Below are 22,837 nucleotides of genomic sequence, written 5' to 3' on the forward strand. Positions count from 1 at the left end.
CTGAATGGGGTTGCGCCGGGCGGCATGATCCTTAGGGAGGCGCGCCATGGATAGCATCACGATCAAGCGCGCCCTCCTCTCGGTCTCGGACAAGACGGGGATCGTCGAGCTCGGCCAGTCGCTCGCGGCGCACGGCGTCGAGCTGGTCTCGACCGGCGGCACCGCCAAGGCGCTGCGCGACGCCGGGCTCGCGGTCCGCGACATCGCCGAGCTCACCGGCTTCCCCGAGATGATGGACGGGCGCGTGAAGACGCTCCACCCCAAGGTCCATGGCGGGCTGCTCGCGGTGCGCGGCAACCCCGAGCATGTCGCGTCGATGGACGCGCATGAAATCGGCGCGATCGACCTCGTCGTCGTCAACCTCTACCCCTTCGCCCAGACCGTCGCGAGCGGCGCCGACCGCGAGACGGTGATCGAGAACATCGACATCGGCGGCCCCTCGATGGTGCGCTCGGCGGCGAAGAACCATGAGTCGGTCGCGATCCTCACCGACCCGGCAGACTATGGCGTGGTGAGCGGCGGCACGACCCGTCTCGCCGACCGCAAGCGGCTGGCGATGAAGGCCTTCCAGGCGACTGCCGCCTATGACGCCGCCATCTCGGGCTGGTTCGCGCATGTCGACCAGGGCGAGCGCTTCCCCGACCGGGTGGCGCTGCCGATGATCAAGCAGGCCGAGCTGCGCTACGGCGAGAACCCGCACCAGATCGCCGCGCTCTACACCCAGGCGGCGGGCGGGGTGAACGGCATCGCCCAGGCCCGCCAGGTCCAGGGCAAGGAGCTCAGCTACAACAACTACAACGACGCCGACGCCGCGCTCGAGCTGGTCAGCGAGTTCCGCGACGGGCCGCCGACGGTGGTGATCGTCAAGCACGCCAATCCCTGCGGCGTGGCGACGGGCGAGACGCTGATCGACGCCTATCGCGCCGCCTTCGCCTGCGACACCGTCTCGGCGTTCGGCGGGATCATCGCGGTCAACCGCCCCCTCGACGAAGCGACCGCCGAGGCGATCTCGGAGATCTTCACCGAGGTCGTCGCGGCGCCCGACGCCGACGAAGCCGCGCGCGCGGTGTTCGCCCGCAAGAAGAACCTGCGGCTGCTGCTCACCGGCGACCTTCCCGACCCCGCCCGCCGCGGACGCGCGATGAAGTCGATCGCGGGCGGGTTTCTGGTCCAGTCGCGCGACGACGGCATCGTGACGCGAGACCAGCTCAAGGTGGTGACGAAACGCGCGCCCACCGAGCAGGAGCTCGCCGACTGCCTCTTCGCCTGGACGGTGGCCAAGCACGTCAAGTCGAACGCGATCGTCTATGCCAGGGGCGGCTCGACCGCGGGGATCGGCGCGGGACAGATGAACCGGCTCGAGAGCGCACGGATCGCTGCGTGGAAGGCCCGCGACGCTGCCGACAAGGCCGGCTGGGCCGAGCCGCGCACGATCGGCTCGGCCGTGGCGTCGGACGCCTTCTTCCCCTTCGCCGACGGGCTGCTCGCCGCCGTCGAGGCGGGCGCGACCGCGGTGATCCAGCCGGGCGGATCGATCCGCGACGCCGACGTCATCGCCGCCGCCGACGAAGCGGGGCTGGCGATGGTCTTCACCGGCATGCGCCACTTCCGCCATTGAGGCGGGGCGGGATCAGTTCCCGCCAGACGCCTTGCAGATCGCGTTGCAGTCGGGCTTGGCGTAGATCGCCGCCAGCGCATTGATCTTGGCACGAATGTCGGCGGGCGCCGTCTTCACATAGCCCAGCACCTTGTCGTGCATCGCCGCACGGTCGGCGGGGGAGAAGGAGGCGGCAATCGGCGGCGCCGATTCGATCAGCGCGGCGACGATGCTGGCGCGGTTCGCGGCGCTGAACTCCGGGCTCGCCACGGTCGACAGCGATCCGTTGATCGTCTGGTCGGCGCCGTCGTGCATCTGGCGCAGCGCCGGCGCGATGTTCGTGCGATTGCCCGCGTCCATCTTCGCGACGATCGGCTCGACGGCAAGGAAGCCGCGCCCGAGGCACAGATTGGCGGCGACCGCGCTCAGCGTCATTTCGTTCTGGATCTTGATGACGAAGGCGTCGAGCGCGGAGCCGCCGCCGGTCTGGCGGTTGCCGAAGTCGACATAGGCGACGATCGCCAGGCCAATGCCGGTGCAGGCGCGGCCGGCGACATCGGGATTGGCCGGGATCGCACGCACCGTATCGGCGTCGAAGGCCGTGCGGACCAGCGCGGCGTCGCCGTTGGTGAGCAGCGGCGGCTGGTCGGTCTTGGCGGCACCGTCGAGCTTGGCCTTGAGCGTCGCGGTCGCCGAGATCAGCGCCTCGGGGTCGCCCGGCGTGGCGGCGAGCGCCGGCACCGCCAGCCCGATCGCCGCGGCCAGCAGAACGGCCTTGCCCATCATACCACGCATATCCCGAACCCCTCAGTCGCCTTGTCCCGCCGATGCATATCGTGCCCGAGGGCGGTCGCCCAGCGAAATCCGGACCTTAGGGCGCGTCGTCGATCAGCGTGGGCTGCTCGCGCGGCATCTTGCGGAACAGCGCCTTGTCCTCGGGACCGAAGGCGAGGCGAAACAGCACGAGGAAATAGGCGGCGAGCATCAGCGGGATGCCGATCGAGAGCTGCGCCCATTCGGGGAATCTGCTGATCCCCACACCCACGCCCGCGCAGACCAGCATCGCCGCGATCAGCCCCCATCGGATCGGCGAGACGCCGGCGCCGAGCAGCCGCGACAGCATCGTCGCCTTGATCACCGAGCCGATCGCGAGCGACAGCGCAAGCGCCACCGCGGGCCCCGCCGCCTGATAGGCGGGCGGCCAGCCTTGGTCGCGCAGCCACAGCACCAGCACGAAGCTGAGCGCGATCTGCAGCGTGATCGTGAAGATCGACACCATCAGGTTGCGGTGCCGCGCGACATAGACGAGCACGCTTTCGCTCACCGCACCCGGCGCGGCGAGCACTTCGGCGGCGAGCAGGATGCAGAGCGCGCCAGCGCCCGCGACGAACTGGTGGCCGAGCAGCCCCATCACGCCATCCGAAGTGATGCCGAGCGAGATCGCCACCGCCCCCTGCACCGCGACGATCCAGAAGGCGACCTGGCGGACCTGCTTCGCCACCGACGCCTTGTCCCCCACCGCCAGGCAGCGCGTGACCACGGGGCCGAGGATCGGGTCGAAGGTCGTCTTGAACTTCTGCGCCAGCGTCGCGACCTGCTGCGCCATGTAATAGACGCCGACGAAGGCGGGCGGGAACATCAGGCCGAGGATGAAGCGGTCGACGTTGCGGCTGCCCCATTCGAGCGCGTCGGCGCCGGCGAGCGGGGCGTTGGCACGGGCCATGGCGGCGAGCTCGACCGGGCGCGGCTTCCAGCCGTGCGGCAGGCCGTAGGTGCGCAGCAGCGGCACCATCGCGGCGATCAGCATCGCGCTGGTCGAGCAGACATAGGAGAGGATCAGCCCGTCCTTGTGCGCGACATAGGAGAGCAGCCAGGCGGCGATGGTGATCGTCCAGGGTTCGATGATCGCGCGCGCGGTCACCTGCGCGCCGACATTGTGCCGATAGGCGAGCGCCGAGAAAGCGACGTCGGACCAGGCGAGCGCGAAGACGATGAGCCCCAGCGCGCGGTCGAGCCCGCGCACCTGGCTGTTGGGGTACATGATCTCGGGGAAGAGCGCGAGCACGCCCGCGGCGCAGAGCCCGGCGAACAGCGCGACGACGAGCGCGTCGGCGACGACATGGCTGTGCGGCCGGTCGGTCTGCGCGAGCGCTTGGGCGAGCCCGCGCTTGAGTCCCAGCGTCGCGAGCAGCGCCGCGCATTCGAGCACGAGCACGAGCAGCGCGAACCGCCCGGTAAGCTCGGGCCCATAGACGCGGCCGGCAATGAACAGGAAGGGCATCCGCCCGGCGAGCCGGACGAAGAACCCCATGATGTTGGTCCGCCCACCCTTGGCGAGCGCGTTGAGGTCGTCCTGCGACGCCGAGGACTCAGTCGCCACTGCCGATGCCCTCGAGGCGCACGCTTCGCACGACGATCGGATCGGCGTTCAGCGATGTGGACGCGGCGGTCGCGACCGTCATCATGATGTAGCGTTGCGCATCATGGTCGCCCGGCACTTCGGAGAAGCCGAGCGAGACGCAATAGGTTTGCGGCTCATCGCGACAGGCGTCCACTTCGATCACCGAGCCGTCCTCGGTCAGCTCGTGCCCTTTGAGCGGCTTGCGCGGGCCATCGCAGAGCCATCCGGCCGGCGCCTTTCCATGCTCACGGCACTCGATTGCGCCCGGCCAGGACTGGGCGGCCCGCAGCACGCGCGCGACGAACCAGGCTTCTTCGGGGTGGAGATCATGTCTACCGCGGAAGCTGCCGGAGAAATAGCCGGTCTCGCGATCGAAATCGTCCTGCCAGAGCACCGGCACGGCGGCGGCGCAGGCCGCATCCTGGACGGTGGGATCGGGGAGGTTCCGGTCGGGCGATGGCTCGACCTTGCCGATCACCTTGTACCAGCTGTTACGCCAGACCTGCGACGCCACTGTCGGTGTATTCGCGCCGCTGCGCTTCGGGTCGGCGGGATCGAAATTGACGATGAACACGTCCGCCTTGCACATCCCCCAAAGTGAATGCTCGGGTGCTCGCGCAAGAAGGATTCGGCTGAGCACGCCGGGATGCCCCACGGCATCGCCCGAATCGATTCGCGCTTCCCGGATCGAAGCACCCACCACGCCGAGCACGCGCCGCGCCAGCTGCGGCACGGACATCGCACGCGCTTCCTCGAGCGTGAGCGTGTCGGCAGACTTGGCGTTGGCGGGCAGCGAAGCGAGGGCAAGCCCGAGACCCATGGCGACGCGCAGGATCAATGCGCGGCGCCCCAGCTCGGGCCGACGCCGATCTCGACGCCCAGCGGCACGCTGAGCTTGACCGCCGGCTCCGCCGCGGTTGCCATGACGCGCTCGATCACGGGCCTGGCCCTCTCCACATCCTCTTCCGGCAGCTCGAATACCAGTTCGTCGTGGACTTGCATAAGCATCTTCACGCGCGGCAGCCCGGCCTCGGCCAGCGCCGGGCCCATCCGCGCCATCGCGCGCTTGATGATGTCGGCACTCGTCCCCTGGATCGGCGCGTTGATAGCCGCGCGCTCGCTGCCGCCGCGCTCGTTGGGGTTGGGCGACTTCAGGCGGGGGAAGTGCGTCTTGCGGCCGAACAGCGTCGTCGTATAGCCCCGCGCCTTGGCCTCGTTCAGCGTGTCGGCGATGTAGCGGTTGATCATCGCCTGCGCTTCGTCCGCGCTCACGTCGAGCCGGCCCGCCAGCCCCCAGCGCGAGATGCCGTAGAGGATCGCGAAGTTGATCGTCTTGGCGCGCCCGCGGGTGTCGCGGTTGACTTCGCCGAACAGCTCCTGCGCGGTCAGGTTGTGGATGTCGTCGCCGCGCTCGAAGGCGTCGCGCAGCTGCGGCACGTCGGCGATGTGCGCCGCGAGGCGAAGCTCGATCTGCGAATAGTCGGCCGAGAGGATGACGTTGCCCGGCTCCGCCACGAAGGCGTCGCGGATCTGGCGGCCGACTTCGGTGCGGACCGGGATGTTCTGGAGGTTGGGGTCGGTCGACGAGAGCCGCCCGGTCTGCGCGCCGGTGAGGCTGTAGCTGGTGTGGACGCGGCCGGTCGCCGGGTTGATCTGCGCCTGGAGCGCGTCGGTGTAGGTCGACTTGAGCTTGGTGAGCTGGCGCCAGTCGAGCACCTTCAGGACCAAGTCACGCCCGGGTGAATCCTTGTCGGCGGCGATGCGCTCGAGCTCGTTGACGTCGGTCGAATAGACGCCCGACTTGCCCTTGCGCCCGCCCTTGATCCCCATCCGCTCGAACAGCACGTCGCCCAATTGCTTGGGGCTGCCGATGGTGAACTTGAACCCGGCGATCTCGTGGATCTCGGTCTCGAGCGCGGCGATCTGGTGCGCGAACTCGTCGGAGAGCCGCGCGAGCGTCGGCGCGTCGACCTTGACGCCGGCCAGTTCCATGTCGGCGATCACCTGGACGAGCGGGCGGTCGACCATCTCGTAGACGCGCGTCGCCTGCTCATAGGGCAGCCGCGGCTTGAGCCGGCGCCACAGCCGCAGCGTCACGTCGGCATCCTCGGCGGCGTAGCGCGTGGCGGTCTTGAGGTCGACTTCCTGGAAGCCGAGCTGGTTCTTGCCCGTGCCGACGACGTCCTTGTAGGCGATGCAGCTGTGCGAGAGGTGCGTCGCGGCGAGCTCGTCCATGCCATGGCCGTGGAGCCCCGCGTCGAGGTCGAAGCTCATCACGATCGTGTCGTCATAGGGCGCGACCCGGAGTCCCAGCCGCGCGAGCACGATCAGGTCGTACTTGAGGTTGTGGCCGATCTTGAGGACCGTCGGATCCTCGAGCAGCGGCTTGAGCTTCGCCAGCACCAGCGCGCGGTCGAGTTGCTCGGGCTTCTCGGCGAACATGTCGGTGCCGCCATGCGCGACGGGGATGTAGCAGGCGAGGTTGGGGTGGAGCGCCATCGAGACGCCGACCAGATCGGCGCGCGTGGCGTCGACGCCCGTCGTCTCGGTATCGATCGCCACCCAGCCCTGGTGCTTCGAGGCGATGATCCAGCGATCGAGCGCTTCCTCGGTGACCACGGTCTCATAGCCGTCGTGGTTGCACGGCGGGTCTTCCTCCAGCCCCGGCGTCTCGTGCGTCTCGACCGGCGCATCGGCGACGGCCGCCAGGCGGCCCAGCAGCGTCTTGAAGCCGTGATGCTCGAGGAAGGCGCGCAGCGGCGCTTCGGGGATGCCCTTGAGCTCGAGGTCCTCGAGCGGCTCGGGAAGCGGTACGTCGCATGCCAGCTCGACGAGCTGGCGCGAGAGCCGCGCCATCTCGGCATGCTCGATGAGATTGTCGCGCATCTTCGATGGCTTCATCGACGGCGCCGCCGCCAGCACCGCCTCGACCGTGCCGAACTCCTCGATCAGCTTGGCCGCCGTCTTGGGCCCGATGCCCTTGACGCCCGGGACGTTGTCGACGCTGTCACCCATCAGCGCGAGCACTTCGCCCAGCTTCTCGGGGCCGACGCCGAACTTCTCGCGCGTGTCCTCGGGCCCCAGCCGGCGGTTGTTCATCGTGTCGAGCATGTCGACCGACGGATCGGTCATCAGCTGCATCAGGTCCTTGTCGGAGCTGACGATGGTGACTTGCCAGCCCTGCGCCAGCGCCGCCTTGGTGTAGCTCGCGATCAGGTCGTCCGCTTCCCAGCCCAGCTCCTCGATGCAGGGAAGCGAGAAGGCGCGAGTCGCGTCGCGGATCATCGGGAACTGCGGGACCAGGTCCTCGGGCGCGGGCGGGCGATGCGCCTTGTACTGGTCGTAGAGGTCGTTGCGGAAGGTATGCTCGCTCTTGTCGAGGATCACGGCCATGTGGGTTGGGCCGTCGGCCTTGTGGAGCGCGTCGGCGAGCTTCCACAACATGGTGGTGTAGCCATAGACCGCGCCGACCGGCTCGCCATGCTTGTTGGTGAGCGGCGGCAGCCGATGATAGGCGCGGAAGATATAGCCGGAGCCGTCGACGAGATAGAGATGGGGCATATCGCGCAGCGGGATAGCCGAGCGGGCTGGCGGAACAAAGCCCCCAAGCTGGTCTGGCGTGCGTCGTGGAAGATGATTTCGAGCGTATGGCGCGCGCCCGAGCGGACTTCGCTCACCCATGGCGCATCGTCACGCGATAGTCGCCGCGGGCGCTGGTTGACCGCGAGCACCAGCAGCACCGTCGGTCGCGCCTGGCCCGCCGCATGGCAACGCGCACGACCGTCGGCGTGCGCCTGTGGGGAAGCGCCGGGCGCGGCCCCTGCGCGCATACCAGCCGTCGGCGATCGCGGCGAGCGCGGGATAGAGCATGGCCCCGAGCGCCGCGAGCGGATCAGCGAAATAACGGCAGCCACGCGCCCGAAGCCGTGGCGCATCCCTACACCACCGGGTAGCGCAGCCGCCCGATGAAACGCGAGAGGCTGGGCTTGTGCTTGCCGCGGCCGAGCAGCTGGGCCTTGGCCTTTTCGAAGCGCATGATCCCGTCGATCCGCCGGCCCAGGAAGGCGCGCGTCTCGGCCCAGCCGTCGCTGTCGTCCTGGAGATAGACCGCCAGCGTCGCGGCATAGACCCCGGCGAGGATCGTGCGCTTGGTGTAATGGTTATAGTCGGTCGCAGTGTCGCCGGCGAGGCGCCACATCGCATCGGCCGCGCGCCAGCCGAGCCTGACGGCATGGGCGGCGTTCTGCGGCATCGCCAGGATCGTGGCGGCGCGGCGCAGCGCCTCGCGGTTGGGCGCGAGCAGCTCGAGCCGCGTCTCGACCAGCGCAGTGATGCGCTCGCGGATCTTCATCGTGGCCAGCCGCTCCGCCGGCAGCCGCTCGGCCATCGCCGCGTCGATCCACGCGAACCAGGCATCGATCATCGCGAGCGGCGTCTCGAAGGCGAGCCCGGCGATGCCGCGGTCGAGCCCCATCGAGTCGGCGGCGGCGTCGACTGCGCGCGCGTTCCAGCCATCGAACGCAGCGTTGGCGGCGACCGGCGCGGCAAGCGCGGCGCGGATCTCGTCGAGCGTGGGATCGGGCGGGAGCGCCATGGGCTCGCTCTACGCTTCTAATCGGCCGGTGCAAGCTTGGGCGTGCGCCGCACCAGCACCAGCGCGATGGCGACCAGTGCGGCGCCGAGCAGGTCGGGCAGCCCCAGCACCTCGCCGTAGCGGACCCAGCCGATCGTCCCCGCGACGATCGGCTGCGAGAGCAGGCCGATGCCCACGACGAGCGGCGAGAGCCGGCCGAGCGCATAGATCATCAGCCCCTGCCCCAGCACCTGGCTCGCCAGCGCGAGGCCGATCAGCGCCCCCCAGTGGCGCGGCCAGATCGTCTCGCCGGCGAGTCCCGAGAAGAGCAGCATCGGCAGGATGCCGGCGAGCGTGGCGAGCGCGAGCGCCGGGAAGGGCGCCATCGCTTCGCGCACGCGCGCCATCGCGACGAAATAGACGGTGTAGAGCATGCCCGCGAGCAGGCAGAGCAGGTCGCCGGCAAAATGCTTGGGCGAGAGCTCGTAGGAGCGGCCCATCAGCAGCACCGCGCCCACCGCGGCGAGGCCAAGCGCGACGCCCTGCGTCCGCGTCGGCCAGGTGCGCGCGGCGAGGAAGCCGTAGACCGGGAAGAACAAGGTCGCCGAATTGCCGAACAGCGCCGAATTGGCGAGCGTGGTGCGCAGGATGCCGAGGTGCCAGCTCGCCAGATCGGCGGCGAAGGCGATCGCGCCGAAGACGATCAGCCCGACCATGCCGCGGGTGACGCGAAACGGTCGCGCGTTGCCGACATAGGCGAGCGCGATCAGCAACGGTGCGGCGAGCACCAGCCGCCACAGCCCGGCCGAGACCGGTCCCACGTCGGCCGCGCGGACGAACCACGGCCCGAACGCGAGCGCGACGTTGCCGGCGAGCAGCGCCAGCAGCGGCAAGGCACCCGAAGTTTGCAGTGCAGCAGTTTTTCTTGAAGGGCTCGACTCGTGCATCAGGCCCTTTAGCGTCCTACTTACGCTGCGTCGCAACTTCCTTGCGGAGACCCCTTTCATGCCCAGCCTCTTCGACCCGCTCCAGATCGGTGCCGTCACTGCGCCCAACCGCATCTTCATGGCGCCGCTCACGCGCGGCCGCTCGACCAGAGAGCATGTCCCCACCGCGCTGATGGGCGACTATTACGCCCAGCGCGCCGCTGCCGGCCTGATCATCTCCGAGGCGACCGGCATCAGCCGCGAGGGGCTTGGCTGGGTCTATGCGCCGGGGCTGTGGACCGAGGATCAGGTCGAGGGCTGGAAGCCCGTGGTCGAGCGCGTCCACCAGGCGGGCGGACGGATCTTCGCGCAGCTCTGGCACATGGGCCGGCTCGTCCATCCCGATTTCCTCGACGGTGCCGCGCCGCTCTCCTCGTCGGCCACCCAGGCGCCCAACGAAGTCCGCACCTATGCGTCGGGCAACGACAAGAAAGCCTATGGCCTCGCCCGCGCCGCGACGCTCGACGACATCGCGCGCGTGCTCGACGATTATTCGGCCGCAACGCGCAACGCGATCCGCGCGGGCTTCGACGGGGTCCAGCTCCACGCCGCCAATGGCTACCTCGTCGATCAGTTCCTGCGCGACAATTCGAACTTCCGCGACGACGATTACGGCGGCAGCCCCGAGAATCGCGGCCGCCTGCTCCGCGAAGCGACGTCGCGGCTGATCGCCGAGGCCGGCGCGGGCCGCACCGCGGTACGCCTTTCGCCCAACGGCGAAGTCCAGGGCGCCGACGACAGCAACCCCGAGGCGGTGTTCGTGCCCGCAGCACAGTGGCTGGGCGAGCAGGGCATCGCCTTCCTCGAGATGCGCGAGTCCAAGCCCGACAGCAATTTCCGTCCGAGCGACGTGCCGCGGCTGAGCCCGAAGGTCCGCGAAGTGTTCAAGGGCCCGCTGGTGCTCAACGAATATTACCGTCTCGCCAGCGCGCAGCACGACCTCGACTCGGGCCTCGCCGATGCGATCGCCTTCGGCCGGCCGTTCCTGGCCAACCCCGACCTCGTCGAGCGGCTGCGCCGGGACGCGCCGTTCAACAAGCCCGACATCCGCACCTTCTACACCCAGGGTGCCGAGGGCTATACCGACTATCCGGCGCTGGAGGCGGTGGGCTGAGCCGCCCGCGCGGGCATTACACCTGGTCGAACCCATCGAGCCAGCGCGTGACGCCCGCGCGGAGATGCTTGCGCACGCCGCCCAGCAGCGCCGCAGCACCGACGACCACCGGCCAGCCGAAGAGAAAGGCCGCGAAGAACAGCGCGAAGAACAGGACGCCGACGACCATCAGCGCGGAGGAATTGCGGTTGTCGTCGATGTAGACGCGGCGCGGCGCCTTGTCGTCGAACCAGGGCTGGGTGGTGAGCACCTTCTCGCCCGGGATCGGAGTCGAGCTGCCGGCCATGGGAATCGGCGGCGGCGCGGACGGCCTGGCCGAGGGCTTGGGCGCCTGGACCTTGCCGCCGCTCCGTGTCGACCGCGGCTCGCGGTCGGCGCCGGTGACGGGGGCGCCGGTCCGATTGTCGATCACGACGAGCCGCCGGTTCCGCTCGACGACGCGATAGCGGCCGGGCGGCATGTCCATCGCCGTCAGCCCCGGGCCGTCCGGCGCGCGCGCCAGTCCTCGGCGGATTGCGCCCAGCAATCGATCTCGAGCGTGGCGTAGGGCTCGGGCAGCTGCGTGCGCCCGCGATTGGCCGAGCCGACGCGCTTGGCCAGCGTGATCGAGCGGAGGTTCTCGGGGACGATCGTGTGGGTGACTTCGGCCCAGCCCAACGTGTCGAAGGCGAAATCGATCGCCGCCACCGCGGCCTCGTACGCATAGCCCCGACCGGCGAACGCGCGAGAGACGCCCCAGGCGATCTCGGGCGCGGGCCAGCCGTCGGGCGCGTGCGGGCCGACGCGGCCGACCCAGCGGCCGGTGTCGCGCTCGATCACCGCGAACATCGAGAAGCCGCGCATCGGCCAGGCGCCGACCATCGCGCAGAAGCTCCGCCAGGCGAGCGAGCGCGGCTGGACGCCGCCGAGGTAGCGCATCGTCTCCTCGTCGGCGTGGAAATCGGCCCAGGCGTCGAAATCTTGCGGCTCATGCTGGCGCAGGATCAGGCGCTCGGTCAGGAGCACCGGGGCCTGCATCAGCCCAGCCTGCCCTTGAGCGCGAGCATCGCCAGCGCCGCCTTGGCAGCACCGCCGCCCTTGTCGGCCTGGGCCGGATCGGCACGGACGATCGCCTGCGCCTCGTCCTCGGTGGTGAGAATGCCGTTGCCGATCGGGATTCCGTCCATCGTCAGCGCCATCAGCCCGCGCGCGCTCTCATTGGAGACGACTTCGAAGTGATAGGTTTCGCCGCGGATCACCACGCCGAGCGCCACGAAGGCATCGTAGCGCCCCGTCTCCGCCGCCATCGCCACCGCGCCGGGCACTTCGAGCGCGCCGGGGACGGTGATCGTCTCGTGCGTATGCCCGCCTTCCTCGATCGCGGCGCGCGCGCCGGCGAGGAGCATGTCATTCAGATGCGCATAGAATCGCGCCTCGACGATCAGCACGCGTGCCATAAGTCAGTTCCCCAGGTCGATCGGCCGTTCGCCGACGATCTCGAGGCCATAGCCATCGAGACCGACCAGCGTGTGATGGGTGTTGGTGAGAAGGGTCATGGTGTGCACGCCCAGCTCGGTCAGGATCATCGCGCCGACGCCATAGTCGCGCAGCTCGTCCATGTCCGCGGGGGTGAGCTTGCCGCTGCGCGCCTCGAGCGCGAGGGTGAACTGGTCGGGCCGCGGCTTGTTGATCACCACGACCACGCCCGCGCCTTCCTGGCCGATGATCTCCATCGAGCGCCGGAGCAGCCCGCCGCGCCCGCCGCCTTCGCCGAAGATGTCGGCGAAGGGCGAGAGCGCGTGCATGCGGACCAGCGTCGGCTTGTCGGGCGAGACCTTGCCCTTGACCAGCGCGACCTGCTCGGTGCCGGTAGCCTTGTTCCAGAAGGTCATCGCCGTCCAGTCGCCGCCCCAGTCGCTGGTGAACTTCGCTTCGCTGCGCTTCTCGACGAGATGGTCGTAGCGGCGGCGATAGGCGATCAGGTCGCGGATCGTGCCGATCTTGAGGCCGTGGAGCTGGGCAAAGCCGACGAGGTCGTCCATCCGCGCCATCGTGCCGTCGTCCTTCATGATCTCGCAGATCACGCCGGCCGGGTTGAGCCCCGCGAGCCGGGCGACGTCGACCGCCGCCTCGGTATGCCCCGCGCGCACCAGCACGCCGCCGTCGCGCGCGACGAGCGGGAAGACATGGCCGGGGGTGACGATCTCCTCCTTGCCCTTCGACGCGTCGATCGCGACCGAGATGGTCCGCGCGCGGTCCGCCGCCGAGATGCCGGTGGTGACGCCTTCCTTCGCTTCGATCGACACGGTGAACGCGGTCTCGTGGCGCGTGCCGTTCGACCGGCTCATCAGGTCGAGCCCGAGCGCGTCGACGCGCGCCTTGGTCATCGCCAGGCAGATGAGGCCGCGGCCGAACTTGGCCATGAAGTTGATCGCGTCGGGCGTCGCCATCTGCGCGGGGATGACGAGGTCGCCTTCGTTCTCGCGGTCCTCGTCGTCGACGAGGATGAACATCCGGCCGTTGCGCGCCTCGTCGATCAGCTCCTCGGGCGTCGAGAGGAAGCCGTGCTTGAGTCGGGCGAGTTCAGGCTTGTTGGGCACGCAGGGTCTCCATGCGCTGGAGATAGCGAGCCAGCACGTCGATTTCGAGGTTGACCGGCTGGCCGGGCGCAAGGCCCCCGAAGGTGGTGACTTCGGCGGTGTGCGGGATGATGTTGAGGTCGAACTCGCAGGCGTCCGCCGTGTCGCGCACCGCGTTGACGGTGAGCGAAACGCCGTCGACGGTGATCGAGCCCTTGGCGGCGAGGTAGGGCGCCAGCGCCCTGGGCGCGGCGATGGTGACGCGGTGCGAGCCGCCCTCGATCCCGATCGACGCGACGGTGCCGATCCCGTCGACATGGCCGGTGACGATATGCCCGCCGAGCTCGTCGCCGAGGCGCAGCGCGCGCTCGAGGTTGAGCTTGCGGCCGGCCTCCCATTGGCCCGCGGCGGTGCGCGAGATCGTCTCGCCCGAGACGTCGAAGGCGAACCAGCCGGGACCCTTGTCGACCACGGTCAGGCACACGCCCGAACAGGAGACCGAGGCGCCGAGGTCGACGCCGGCGGTGTCATAGGCCGTGGCGATGCGCACGCGCAGGTCGCCCTGGCGTTCGGTGGCCTCGATCGTGCCGATGTCGGTGACGATTCCAGTGAACATGCTAACTCCGGTGGCGCTCGTAGACTTCGAGCCGGTCGCTGCCAAGCATGCGTTCGTCCAATCGACGCCAGCGGCCGTGCGCCTCGGCAAGCGCGCCGAGGCCGATATCCTGGATCGCGCTCGGCCCGTCGCCGATCAGGATCGGCGCTCGATAGAGCAGCAGCCGGTCGACGAGGTCGGCGGCGAGGAAGGCCGAGGCAGTGCGCGCGCCGCCCTCGACGAGGAGGTGGTCAACGGCTTCGAGGCTGGTAATGGCTTCGGGCGAAGCGATCCGCGTCCAGTCCGAGGGCGCCTCGCCGCTCGCCGAGAGCAGGATGCGGCGCGGCGAGCGGCCCTCGAGCCCGGGCAGCCGGACGTCGAGCCGGGGCGAATCGGCGTCCAGCGTGCCGCGGCCGACGAGGATCGCTTCATGCCGGGCGCGTTCGAGATGCGCGTGCGCGCGGGCCTGCGGACCGGTGATCCAGCGGCTCTCGCCCGAGGCCGTCGCGATCCGCCCGTCGAGCGAGGTCGCGAGCTTGAGCGTGACGAACGGACGGCCGAGCGCGAGCCGCGTGAGGAACCCCGCCATCGCACGACGCGCCTCGGGAACGGCGGCATCCTCGATCACGTCGATCCCCGCCGCGGCGAGCGCGCTCGCGCCCCGGCCGTCGGTCCGCGGATCGGGGTCGCCGAGCGCGATCACCACGCGGGCGACGCCGGCTTCGAACAGCAGATTGGTGCAGGCGGGACCTCGCGGCGAGACATGCGCGCAGGGTTCGAGCGTGGTGTAGACCGTCGCGCCGCGCGCCGCGCTGCCGGCTTCGGCGAGCGCCATCGCTTCGGCGTGCGGACGGCCGCCGGGCTGGGTCCAGCCGCGGCCGATCGCCTTGCCGTCCTTGACGATCACGCAGCCGACGCACGGATTGGGCGCGGTCCGCCCCCGGCCGCGCCCGGACAGCGCGAGCGCCGCCGCCATCCAGCGCGCGTCCGCCGCGCTCAGAAGCCGTGGTTGGTCAGCCAATCGTCGTATTTCTTGAATTCGGCCTTGCGCTCGTCCTGCTGGCGCTTGATCTCGGCGAGGCGCTTTTCCTTCTCGATCTGGTCGATCTTCTGCTGCGCCTTGATCTCGGCGTCGGTGCGGCTGAGCGGCCAGCTCTGGACATAGATGATGTCCGGTCCCTTGGGCGGCGTCTCGACCCGCGAATCCTTGTAGAAGCCGACGAGCACCAGCAGGGTGAGCACCAGCGCGGGCAACGCGAACAGCAGCTCCTGCGGGCGGCGCTTCGCGATGAAGCCGCGCAGGTCGCGCACGGCCCCGACGGGCGATATCTTCTTGAGGAATTCCTTCACGACGCCGACGAAGATAGGCGCGCGGGGGCATCAGGGCCAGCCCCCGCGCGCACGGCAGCCACGGGAGAAAGCTGCCGATCCGGAACGAAGCGGTTCCCGCCCGTCACTTCACCCGTTGTTGAGGACGAAGGTGACGGTCTTGGTCTGCCAGCTCTCCTCGGGCACGCCGCCGCGCGTGGCCGGCTTGAAGCGCCAGCGGCCGAGCGCCTGGCGCCGGGTCGCGTCGAAGAAGGCGGGGCTGGTGGCGTTGACCTGCTCGACCTGCTTCACCCGCCCGTCGGTGCCGATCAGCACGCGGACCGTCACCTTGCCCTCACGCTCGGCACGGATCTCCGAGGCGGGATAATCGGGCTGGAGCAGCCCGGCGAACCGGGGGTCGAGCGCCGCGGGCACGAACGGCGGCGGCGGGACGACGCGCTCGACCGGCGGCCGGGTGACCGAGCCGGGATCGGCCGGCAACGGCGGCGGGGTGAGCGGCGGTTCGGTGACCGTGGCGACATTGTTGAGCTGAACCGGGGGCGTGACCACCGTCGGGGGCGTATAGATCGTCGTCTCGACCTCCGGCTTCACCGGGTCCTTGGCCTTTGGGGGTTCCACCGGCGGCGGGGGCGGCGGGGGCGGGACGTCGAAGATCTTCATGGGACCGTCTCCCACGATCCCGGGAATGACATTGGGCGCGGCGAACATCAACGCGCCGATGATCGCGCCATTGACGATCAGCGCGGCGCCCGCCCCGGCCGGGCTTGGCCTGCGGCGCCTGGATGGATCGGCATACATATCGAGCCTCCTTCTCCTGTGACCGGACCTGCCGGCCTTTAGTGATGATACAACGTATCATTCAACGGGTAAAGAGGGCATGAATGCTGCCTCGCGGGCGAGCATCGCGCAGCATCGTAAAGGTCAGCCGCGCAGGCGTTCGATCGCGCGGTCGCGGCCGATGAGAGGGAGCAGCGCTGCCATGTCCGGCCCATGGTCGAGCCCGGTGAGCGCACGGCGCAACGGCAGGAACAGCGCGCGGCCCCTGCGGGCGGACGAAGCCTTCAGCGAATCGGTGAGCGCGTGCCAGGGGTCGCCGCTCCAGTCGAGCCCCGCCGCCGCCTCGGCTGCCTGCGTGAGGAACTCGCGGTCCTCCGCCTCGGGCGCCGGCGCATCGACCGGCCCCTCGACCACGCGCCACCAGTCCGCCGCTTCTGCGAGCGTCGCGAGGTTCGGCCGGATCGCTTCCCAGGCAGCGGCATCCATCCCCGCGGGCAGCCGGTGCTTCACGGCGTCGAACCCGAGCTGGTGGACGATCTTCGCATTGATCGCCGCGAGCTCGGCCTCGTCGAACCGCGCCGGCGCACGGCCGAATCGGCCGAAGTCGAAGCCGGCAACCAGCGGCGCGACATCGGCGAAAGGCTCGACCGGATCGCTCGTCCCGATCCGCGCGAGCAGCGCGATCAGCGCCTGCGGCTCGATTCCGGCCTCGCGGAAATGGTCGGCGCCGAGCGAGCCGAGCCGCTTCGAGAGCTTGCCCTCGGCGCCGGTCAACAGCGCCTCATGCGCGAAGGCCGGCGCCGCAGCGCCGAGCGCTTCGAACATCTGGATCTGGCTCGCGGTGTTCGAGACATGGTCCTCGCCCCGCACGACATGGCTGATTCCCATGTCGATGTCGTCGATCACCGATGGCAGCAGGTAGAGCCACGACCCGTCGGCGCGGCGCACCACGGGGTCGCTCATCGTTCCGGGATCGAAGCGCTGGCGGCCGCGGACGAGGTCGTCCCATTCGATCGGCGTCTCATGGTCGAGACGGAAGCGCCAGTGCGGCGTCCGCCCCTCGGCCTCATGCGCCGCGCGCTCGGCGGCGGAGAGCGCCAGCGCGGCGCGGTCATAGACCGGCGGCAGCCCGCGCCCGAGCAGCACCTTGCGCTTGAGCTCGAGCTCCTGCGCGGTCTCGTACGCCGGGTAGACGCGCCCCGCCGCCCTGAGCTCGGCGAATCGCCCCTCATAGCGATCGAACCGGGCCGACTGGCGCGCCTCGACGTCGGGCGCGAGGCCGAGCCAGGCGAGGTCGGCGCGGATCGCCTCGACGTAAGCCTCGTCCGAGCGCTCACGGTCTGTATCGTCGATGCGCAGCAGGAAGCGCCCGCCGCGCGCCCTCGCGAACAGCCAATTGTGGATCGCGGCGCGCAGGTTGCCGACGTGCAGCCGCCCGGTGGGGCTCGGCGCGAAGCGAGTGGTGACGGTCATCCGGCGCCCTTAGCCGCTACATACTGTCACTGTCACCGGCATGACATCTTCCCCCGCGCGATTCCCCCCACTAAGGAGGCGGCGAAATCGGGGTCCCGGGAGTGCACGCATGAAACTGATGGCCGGCAATTCGAACCTGCCGCTCGCGCAGGCGATCGCGGACTATCTCGAGATTCCGCTCACCAAGGCCAATGTGCGCCGCTTCGCCGACGAGGAGATCTTCGTCGAGATCCTCGAGAATGTCCGCGGCGAGGACGTGTTCGTGCTCCAGTCGACCAGCTTCCCGGCGAACGACAACCTGATGGAGATGCTGATCATGGTCGATGCGCTGCGCCGCGCCTCGGCCAAGCGGATCACCGCGGTGCTCCCCTATTTCGGCTATGCCCGCCAGGACCGGAAGCCCGGCCCGCGCACGCCGATCTCGGCCAAGCTCGTCGCCAATCTCGTCACCACCGCGGGGGCCAACCGCGTGCTCTCGGTCGATCTCCACGCCGGGCAGATCCAGGGCTTCTTCGACATCCCGACCGACAATCTCTTCGCCGCGCCCGTGATGTCGGCGGACATCCACGCACGCTTCCCCGATCGCGAATGGATGGTGGTGTCGCCCGACGTCGGCGGCGTGGTCCGCGCGCGCGCGCTCGCCAAGCGGCTCCACAACGCGCCGCTCGCGATCGTCGACAAGCGCCGCGAGAAGCCGGGCGAATCCGAGGTCATGAACATCATCGGCAACGTCGAGGGCCGCTTCTGCATCCTGATCGACGACATCGTCGATTCGGCGGGCACGCTGTGCAACGCCGCCGCGGCGCTCAAGGCGGCGGGCGCCGAGGACGTGGTCGCCTATTGCACGCACGGCGTGCTGTCGGGCGGCGCCGTGGCGCGAGTCGATGCCTCGGCGCTCAGCGAGCTGGTGATCACCGATTCGATCGGCAACCACGCCGTGATCGCGGACAGCGACAAGATCCGCCACCTCACCATCGCCCCGCTGCTCGCCGAAGCGATCCAGCGCATCGCCGACGAGACCTCGGTCTCCTCGCTGTTCGACTGATCCTAGCGCACCGCTTCCCAGATCAGCCCGGCGCCGACCATGATCATCAGCCAGTAGATCGCGGTGTAGAAGCGCTCGGCGGGCACCTTGCGCACCAGCCACACGCCCGCGAAGGTCGAGACCAGCGCCACCGGAAGCAGCGCGGCGGACGTCAGCAGGTTCGCCGCGGTGAACTGGCCGAGCGCGGCATAGGCGGGGACCTTGATCCAGTTGGTCGCGGCGAAGAAGATCGCGGTCGTCCCCACCAGCACGTCGCGCGGCAGGTTGCGCGGCAGCACCCAGAGCTGGAACGGCGGCTGGCCGGCGTGCGCGACCTGGCTGGTGAAGCCCGAGCCGACGCCGAAGACCAGCCCGACCCATTCGGGCATCCGCGCGGTGTCGCGCGGCATCGCGTGGCGATCGGCCCAGAGGCGATAGGCGCCGAACAGGATCGAGATCACGCCGACGGTCGCCATCACCGCCGCCGGCGTCACGCTCGCGGCGAAGCCATAGCCGAGGCCCACGCCCACCGCGGCGCCCGGCAGCATCCAGCCGAGCAGCGCCCAGTCGACCGTCCGCCGGAACGCCCAGACGCCGACGACGTCCTGCACCACCAGGATCGGCAGCAGGATCGCGGCGGCCTGGACCGGGTTGATCACGAAGGCGATCGCCGGCAGCGACAGCGCGCCGACACCGGTGAACCCGCCCTTGGCGAGGCCCGTCAGCGCGACCGCGGGGACCGCGACGGCATAGAAGACCGGATCGACGATCAAGCCTTGCGCCGCTCCAGCAACTGAACCTTGAGCACCTCCGCCGGCGGGGCCCAGAGGAAGCCGAAGCTCACCGCGCCGGCCTTGCTCTCGACCGCATGGTGGAGCCTGTGCGCCTGGATGATCCGCTTCATGTATCCCGAGCGCGGCACATAGCGGTGGCCGATCCGGCGGTGGACGATGACGTCATGAAAGCCAAAGTAGATCGCGCCATAAGCGGCGATCCCCGCGCCGATCCAAGTGAACCCCGGCCACCAGCCAAGCTGCACCCCGCCGAGCAGCAGCACGATCGAGGGGATGGCGAAGATCACCGCATAGAGGTCGTTGAGCTCGAACGCCCCGGTCCGCGCGCGATGGTGGCTTTCGTGGAGGAACCAGCCCGGCCCGTGCATCACCCAGCGGTGCGACGCATAGGCGACGCCCTCCATCGCGGCGATGGTGGCGAGCAACAGGGGAATGCCGGGAAAGGGGGCCATATGCGCGGCTATAGCGGCTCCGGGCGCGGCCAGCCAATTCCTCATCGCTTCCCCAAGGGAGAGGGGGTGGATTCCCCCCTCGCGCTGTGCTTAAGGCACCGGCACATTCCCGACCTTCGAAAACAAGGGACGCGCCCTCTCATGAACATCCACGAATATCAGGCCAAGGAACTCCTCGCGAAGTTCGGTGCGCCGATCGCCGCCGGCTTTGCCGCCTTCACCGTCGAGCAGGCGGTCGAGGCGATGAAGAAGCTCCCCGGGCCGCTCTATGTCGTGAAGGCGCAGATCCACGCCGGCGGCCGCGGCAAGGGCAAGTTCAAGGAACTGCCGCCCGAGGCCAAGGGCGGCGTACGCCTCGCCCGCAGCGAAGCCGAGGTTCGCGAAGCCGCGCACGAGATGCTCGGCAACACGCTGGTGACGATCCAGACCGGCGAGCACGGCAAGCAGGTCAATCGCCTCTACGTCACCGACGGCGCCGACATCGCCAAGGAATTCTACCTCGCGCTGCTCGTCGACCGCGCGACCGGCCGAGTCGCGTTCGTCGTCTCGACCGAGGGCGGCATGGACATCGAGGAAGTCGCGCATTCGACGCCCGAGAAGATCCACACCTTCGACGTCGATCCCGCGACCGGCTTCATGCCGCACCACGGCCGCACCGTCGCCGCCGCGCTCGGGCTGAAGGGCGAGCAGGCCAAGCAGGCCGCCAAGGTCGCCTCCTCGCTCTATGCGGCGTTCCTCGGCACCGACGCGTCGCAGATCGAAGTCAACCCGCTGGCGCTGACCGAGCAGGGCAACCTGCTGGTGCTCGACGCCAAGGTCGGCTTCGATTCGAACGCGATGTTCCGCCACAAGGACCTGATGGAGCTGCGCGACGAGAGCGAGGAGGACCCGGCCGAGCTCGAGGCGTCGAAGTACGACCTCGCCTATATCAAGCTCGACGGCGACATCGGCTGCATGGTCAACGGCGCCGGCCTGGCGATGGCGACGATGGACATCATCAAGCTGAACGGCATGTTCCCGGCCAACTTCCTCGACGTCGGCGGCGGCGCGAGCAAGGAGAAGGTCACCGCGGCGTTCAAGATCATCCTCGCCGATCCCAATGTGAAGGGCATCCTGGTCAACATCTTCGGCGGCATCATGAAGTGCGACATCATCGCCGAGGGCATCGTCGCGGCTGCCAAGGAAGTGAACCTCTCGGTGCCGCTGGTCGTCCGCCTCGAGGGCACCAACGTCCAGCAGGGCAAGGACATCCTGGCCAATTCGGGCCTGGCGATCGTCCCGGCAAACGATCTCGGCGACGCGGCAAAGAAGATCGTCGCGGAGGTGCAGAAGGCGGCGTGACAATCGACGCCGCCCCGGCGATCACGGGGCGGCTGTTTGAAGGTTCGGCCTTCCTCCCCGGGGACCGTACGAACCAAGGAGTGGACGGATGAAGGTCTTGGTGCCCGTCAAGCGCGTGCTTGACTACAACGTGAAGCCTCGCGTGAAGGCGGACGGGACGGGGGTGGACCTCGCGAACGTCAAGATGAGCATGAACCCCTTCGACGAGATCGCGATCGAGGAAGCGGTGCGGCTGAAGGAAAAGGGCGCGGCGACCGAGGTCGTCGTGGTGACGATCGGCGTGGCCAAGGCCGAGACCGACGTGCTGCTGACCGCGCGCGCGATGGGCGCCGATCGCGGTATCCTGATCGCTACCGACGATGAGGTCGAGCCGCTCGCGGTCGCCAAGCTGCTGAAGGCCGTGGCCGACGAGGAGCAGCCGGGGCTGATCATCCTCGGCAAGCAGGCGATCGACGACGATTCGAACCAGACCGGCCAGATGCTCGCAGCACTTCTCGGCTGGCCGCAGGGCACCTTCGCCTCGAAGGTCGAGATCGCCGGCGATCATGTGAAGGTCACGCGCGAGGTCGACGGCGGGCTCGAGACAGTCGACCTGAAGCTGCCGGCGATCGTCACCACGGATCTCCGACTCAACGAACCACGCTATGCGACCTTGCCCAACATCATGAAGGCGAAGACCAAGCCGATCGCGAAGAAGACGATCGCCGATTACGGCGTCGACGCGACGCCGCGCCTGAAGACGCTGAAGGTCGTCGAGCCGGCGAAGCGCAGCGCAGGCGTCAAGGTGGCGGATGTCGACGCGCTCGTCGGCAAGCTCAAGGAACTGGGAGTCGCGTGATGAAGACGCTGGTTTGGGTCGAGCACGACAATGTCTCGGTCAAGGATGCGACGCTTTCGGCGGTGACGGCGGCGAGCAAGCTGGGCGAAGTCCATCTCCTCGTCGCGGGCAAGGGCTGCGCCGGCGTGGCCGAGGCGGCGTCGAAGATCGCGGGCGTGGGCAAGGTCCACCTCGCCGACGATGCGGCCTATGAGCACGGCCTCGCCGAGAATGTGGCGCCGCTGGTCGCGTCGCTGATGGACCATCACGACGCCGCGGTCTTCCCGGCGACGACGACGGGCAAGAACGTGGCCCCGCGCGTCGCCGCCCTTCTCGACGTGATGCAGATCTCGGACATCCTCTCGGTGGAAGGGCCCGACACCTTCACGCGGCCCATCTATGCGGGCAATGCGATCGCCACCGTGCAGACAAGCGACACGAAGCTCGTGATCACCGTGCGCGGCACGGCCTTTCCCAAGGCAGCGGCCGAGGGCGGCGCGGGCGTGGTCGAGGCCGTCAGCGGCCCGGGCGACGCCGGCCTGTCGAGCTTCGCGGGGGCGGAGATCGCCAAGTCCGAGCGTCCCGAGCTGACCAGCGCCAAGGTGATCGTCTCGGGTGGGCGCGCGCTGCAGAACAGCGAGAACTTCCACAGCATCATCGAGCCGCTCGCCGACAAGCTCGGCGCCGCGGTGGGTGCGTCGCGCGCCGCGGTCGACGCGGGCTATGTCCCCAACGACTATCAGGTCGGCCAGACCGGCAAGATCGTCGCCCCCGAGGTCTATATCGCGGTCGGCATCTCGGGTGCGATCCAGCATCTCGCGGGCATGAAGGACTCCAAGACGATCGTCGCGATCAACAAGGACGAGGACGCCCCCATCTTCCAGGTGGCGGACATCGGCCTGGTCGGCGACCTGTTCAAGATCGTCCCCGAGCTCACCGAAAAGCTCTGAGCCCGACCGAACTGACACGCGACGGGGCGGTCCACCTTCCCGGTGCGGCCGCTCCT

At 69.2% G+C, this 22,837-nt stretch carries 23 protein-coding genes; 6 read left to right on the top strand and 17 right to left on the bottom strand.

The annotated features are described in order from the left end of the window. The first annotated feature begins 46 nt into the window (after nucleotides 1–46). Nucleotides 47–1,618, top strand: coding sequence for a bifunctional phosphoribosylaminoimidazolecarboxamide formyltransferase/IMP cyclohydrolase (purH, locus tag J7495_RS14595; protein ID WP_294057395.1), 1,572 nt, complete (start codon nucleotides 47–49; stop codon nucleotides 1,616–1,618). A gap of 12 nt (nucleotides 1,619–1,630) precedes the next feature. Here purH and J7495_RS14600 read toward each other — a convergent pair whose 3' ends face one another. From J7495_RS14600 to J7495_RS14625, 6 genes are all read right to left on the bottom strand, one after another. Next, complete coding sequence (locus J7495_RS14600; RefSeq protein WP_294057396.1) at nucleotides 1,631–2,392, bottom strand: hypothetical protein; 762 nt, start codon at nucleotides 2,390–2,392, stop codon at nucleotides 1,631–1,633. Nucleotides 2,393–2,468: 76 nt separating this feature from the next. Next, nucleotides 2,469–3,908, bottom strand: coding sequence for an oligosaccharide flippase family protein (locus tag J7495_RS14605; protein ID WP_294057445.1), 1,440 nt, complete (start codon nucleotides 3,906–3,908; stop codon nucleotides 2,469–2,471). Between the two features lie 58 nt (nucleotides 3,909–3,966). Next, nucleotides 3,967–4,836 (bottom strand): hypothetical protein, encoded by an 870-nt coding sequence (locus tag J7495_RS14610; RefSeq protein WP_294057398.1) that lies wholly within the window; start codon nucleotides 4,834–4,836, stop codon nucleotides 3,967–3,969. Then, the gene (gene polA / locus J7495_RS14615; RefSeq protein WP_294057400.1) at nucleotides 4,833–7,559 is read right to left on the bottom strand and encodes a DNA polymerase I; all 2,727 of its coding nucleotides are present in this window, start codon (nucleotides 7,557–7,559) and stop codon (nucleotides 4,833–4,835) included. The genes J7495_RS14610 and polA overlap by 4 nt, the downstream gene beginning before the upstream one ends. Before the next feature lie 376 nt (nucleotides 7,560–7,935). Then, nucleotides 7,936–8,592: a COQ9 family protein gene (locus tag J7495_RS14620; RefSeq protein WP_294057401.1), complete on the bottom strand. Its 657-nt coding sequence runs from the start codon at nucleotides 8,590–8,592 to the stop codon at nucleotides 7,936–7,938. A gap of 17 nt (nucleotides 8,593–8,609) precedes the next feature. Further along, nucleotides 8,610–9,518: a DMT family transporter gene (locus tag J7495_RS14625; protein WP_294057402.1), complete on the bottom strand. Its 909-nt coding sequence runs from the start codon at nucleotides 9,516–9,518 to the stop codon at nucleotides 8,610–8,612. Nucleotides 9,519–9,576: 58 nt separating this feature from the next. Here J7495_RS14625 and J7495_RS14630 point away from each other — a divergent pair, with 58 nt between their 5' ends. After that, nucleotides 9,577–10,671 carry an alkene reductase gene (locus J7495_RS14630; protein WP_294057403.1) on the top strand — a complete coding sequence of 365 codons (1,095 nt, stop codon included), beginning with the start codon at nucleotides 9,577–9,579 and terminating at the stop codon, nucleotides 10,669–10,671. Between the two features lie 16 nt (nucleotides 10,672–10,687). Here the strand turns inward: J7495_RS14630 and J7495_RS14635 are convergent, their stop codons facing one another. From J7495_RS14635 to gltX, 9 genes are all read right to left on the bottom strand, one after another. After that, complete coding sequence (locus J7495_RS14635) at nucleotides 10,688–11,137, bottom strand: hypothetical protein (RefSeq protein WP_294057404.1); 450 nt, start codon at nucleotides 11,135–11,137, stop codon at nucleotides 10,688–10,690. Nucleotides 11,138–11,142: 5 nt separating this feature from the next. Next, the gene (locus J7495_RS14640; RefSeq protein WP_294057405.1) at nucleotides 11,143–11,688 is read right to left on the bottom strand and encodes a GNAT family N-acetyltransferase; all 546 of its coding nucleotides are present in this window, start codon (nucleotides 11,686–11,688) and stop codon (nucleotides 11,143–11,145) included. Next, entirely contained in the window at nucleotides 11,688–12,107 is a 420-nt protein-coding gene (ribH, locus tag J7495_RS14645; RefSeq protein WP_294057406.1) for a 6,7-dimethyl-8-ribityllumazine synthase, read from the bottom strand. Before ribH ends, J7495_RS14640 begins: the two co-directional genes overlap by 1 nt. Before the next feature lie 3 nt (nucleotides 12,108–12,110). After that, nucleotides 12,111–13,250, bottom strand: coding sequence for a 3,4-dihydroxy-2-butanone-4-phosphate synthase (gene ribB / locus J7495_RS14650; RefSeq protein WP_294057407.1), 1,140 nt, complete (start codon nucleotides 13,248–13,250; stop codon nucleotides 12,111–12,113). Beyond that, nucleotides 13,234–13,845, bottom strand: coding sequence for a riboflavin synthase (locus J7495_RS14655; protein WP_294057408.1), 612 nt, complete (start codon nucleotides 13,843–13,845; stop codon nucleotides 13,234–13,236). The genes ribB and J7495_RS14655 overlap by 17 nt, the downstream gene beginning before the upstream one ends. Nucleotide 13,846: 1 nt before the next feature. Then, a complete protein-coding gene (gene ribD, locus J7495_RS14660; protein WP_294057446.1) occupies nucleotides 13,847–14,800 on the bottom strand; it encodes a bifunctional diaminohydroxyphosphoribosylaminopyrimidine deaminase/5-amino-6-(5-phosphoribosylamino)uracil reductase RibD in 954 nt (317 codons plus the stop codon). Between the two features lie 20 nt (nucleotides 14,801–14,820). Further along, nucleotides 14,821–15,135, bottom strand: a complete 315-nt coding sequence (locus tag J7495_RS14665) for a hypothetical protein (RefSeq protein ID WP_294057409.1) — start codon at nucleotides 15,133–15,135, stop codon at nucleotides 14,821–14,823. A 147-nt stretch (nucleotides 15,136–15,282) separates the two neighbouring features. Further along, on the bottom strand, nucleotides 15,283–15,951 hold the full coding sequence (locus J7495_RS14670; protein WP_294057410.1) for an energy transducer TonB: 669 nt from the start codon (nucleotides 15,949–15,951) through the stop codon (nucleotides 15,283–15,285). A gap of 123 nt (nucleotides 15,952–16,074) precedes the next feature. After that, entirely contained in the window at nucleotides 16,075–17,403 is a 1,329-nt protein-coding gene (gltX, locus tag J7495_RS14675; RefSeq protein WP_294057411.1) for a glutamate--tRNA ligase, read from the bottom strand. A gap of 109 nt (nucleotides 17,404–17,512) precedes the next feature. Between gltX and J7495_RS14680 the strand changes: the two genes are divergently transcribed. Beyond that, nucleotides 17,513–18,448, top strand: a complete 936-nt coding sequence (locus tag J7495_RS14680; protein WP_294057412.1) for a ribose-phosphate pyrophosphokinase — start codon at nucleotides 17,513–17,515, stop codon at nucleotides 18,446–18,448. 2 nt (nucleotides 18,449–18,450) lie between these two features. On the opposite strand, the gene J7495_RS14685 is transcribed toward J7495_RS14680, so the two are convergent. Continuing rightward, nucleotides 18,451–19,200 (bottom strand): sulfite exporter TauE/SafE family protein, encoded by a 750-nt coding sequence (locus J7495_RS14685; RefSeq protein WP_294057413.1) that lies wholly within the window; start codon nucleotides 19,198–19,200, stop codon nucleotides 18,451–18,453. Then, nucleotides 19,197–19,673, bottom strand: a complete 477-nt coding sequence (locus J7495_RS14690; protein WP_294057414.1) for a sterol desaturase family protein — start codon at nucleotides 19,671–19,673, stop codon at nucleotides 19,197–19,199. Before J7495_RS14690 ends, J7495_RS14685 begins: the two co-directional genes overlap by 4 nt. A 141-nt stretch (nucleotides 19,674–19,814) precedes the next feature. Between J7495_RS14690 and sucC the strand changes: the two genes are divergently transcribed. The 3 genes from sucC (at nucleotide 19,815) to J7495_RS14705 (ending at nucleotide 22,781) form a co-directional block, all read left to right on the top strand. Next, nucleotides 19,815–21,014, top strand: a complete 1,200-nt coding sequence (sucC, locus tag J7495_RS14695) for an ADP-forming succinate--CoA ligase subunit beta (RefSeq protein ID WP_294057415.1) — start codon at nucleotides 19,815–19,817, stop codon at nucleotides 21,012–21,014. Nucleotides 21,015–21,102: 88 nt separating this feature from the next. Continuing rightward, complete coding sequence (locus J7495_RS14700) at nucleotides 21,103–21,852, top strand: electron transfer flavoprotein subunit beta/FixA family protein (protein WP_294057416.1); 750 nt, start codon at nucleotides 21,103–21,105, stop codon at nucleotides 21,850–21,852. Continuing rightward, a complete protein-coding gene (locus tag J7495_RS14705; RefSeq protein ID WP_294057417.1) occupies nucleotides 21,852–22,781 on the top strand; it encodes an FAD-binding protein in 930 nt (309 codons plus the stop codon). Before J7495_RS14700 ends, J7495_RS14705 begins: the two co-directional genes overlap by 1 nt. Nucleotides 22,782–22,837 lie beyond the last annotated feature (56 nt).

Source organism: Sphingomonas sp., assembly GCF_017745215.1.
Taxonomy (GTDB): Bacteria; Pseudomonadota; Alphaproteobacteria; order Sphingomonadales; family Sphingomonadaceae; genus Sphingomonas.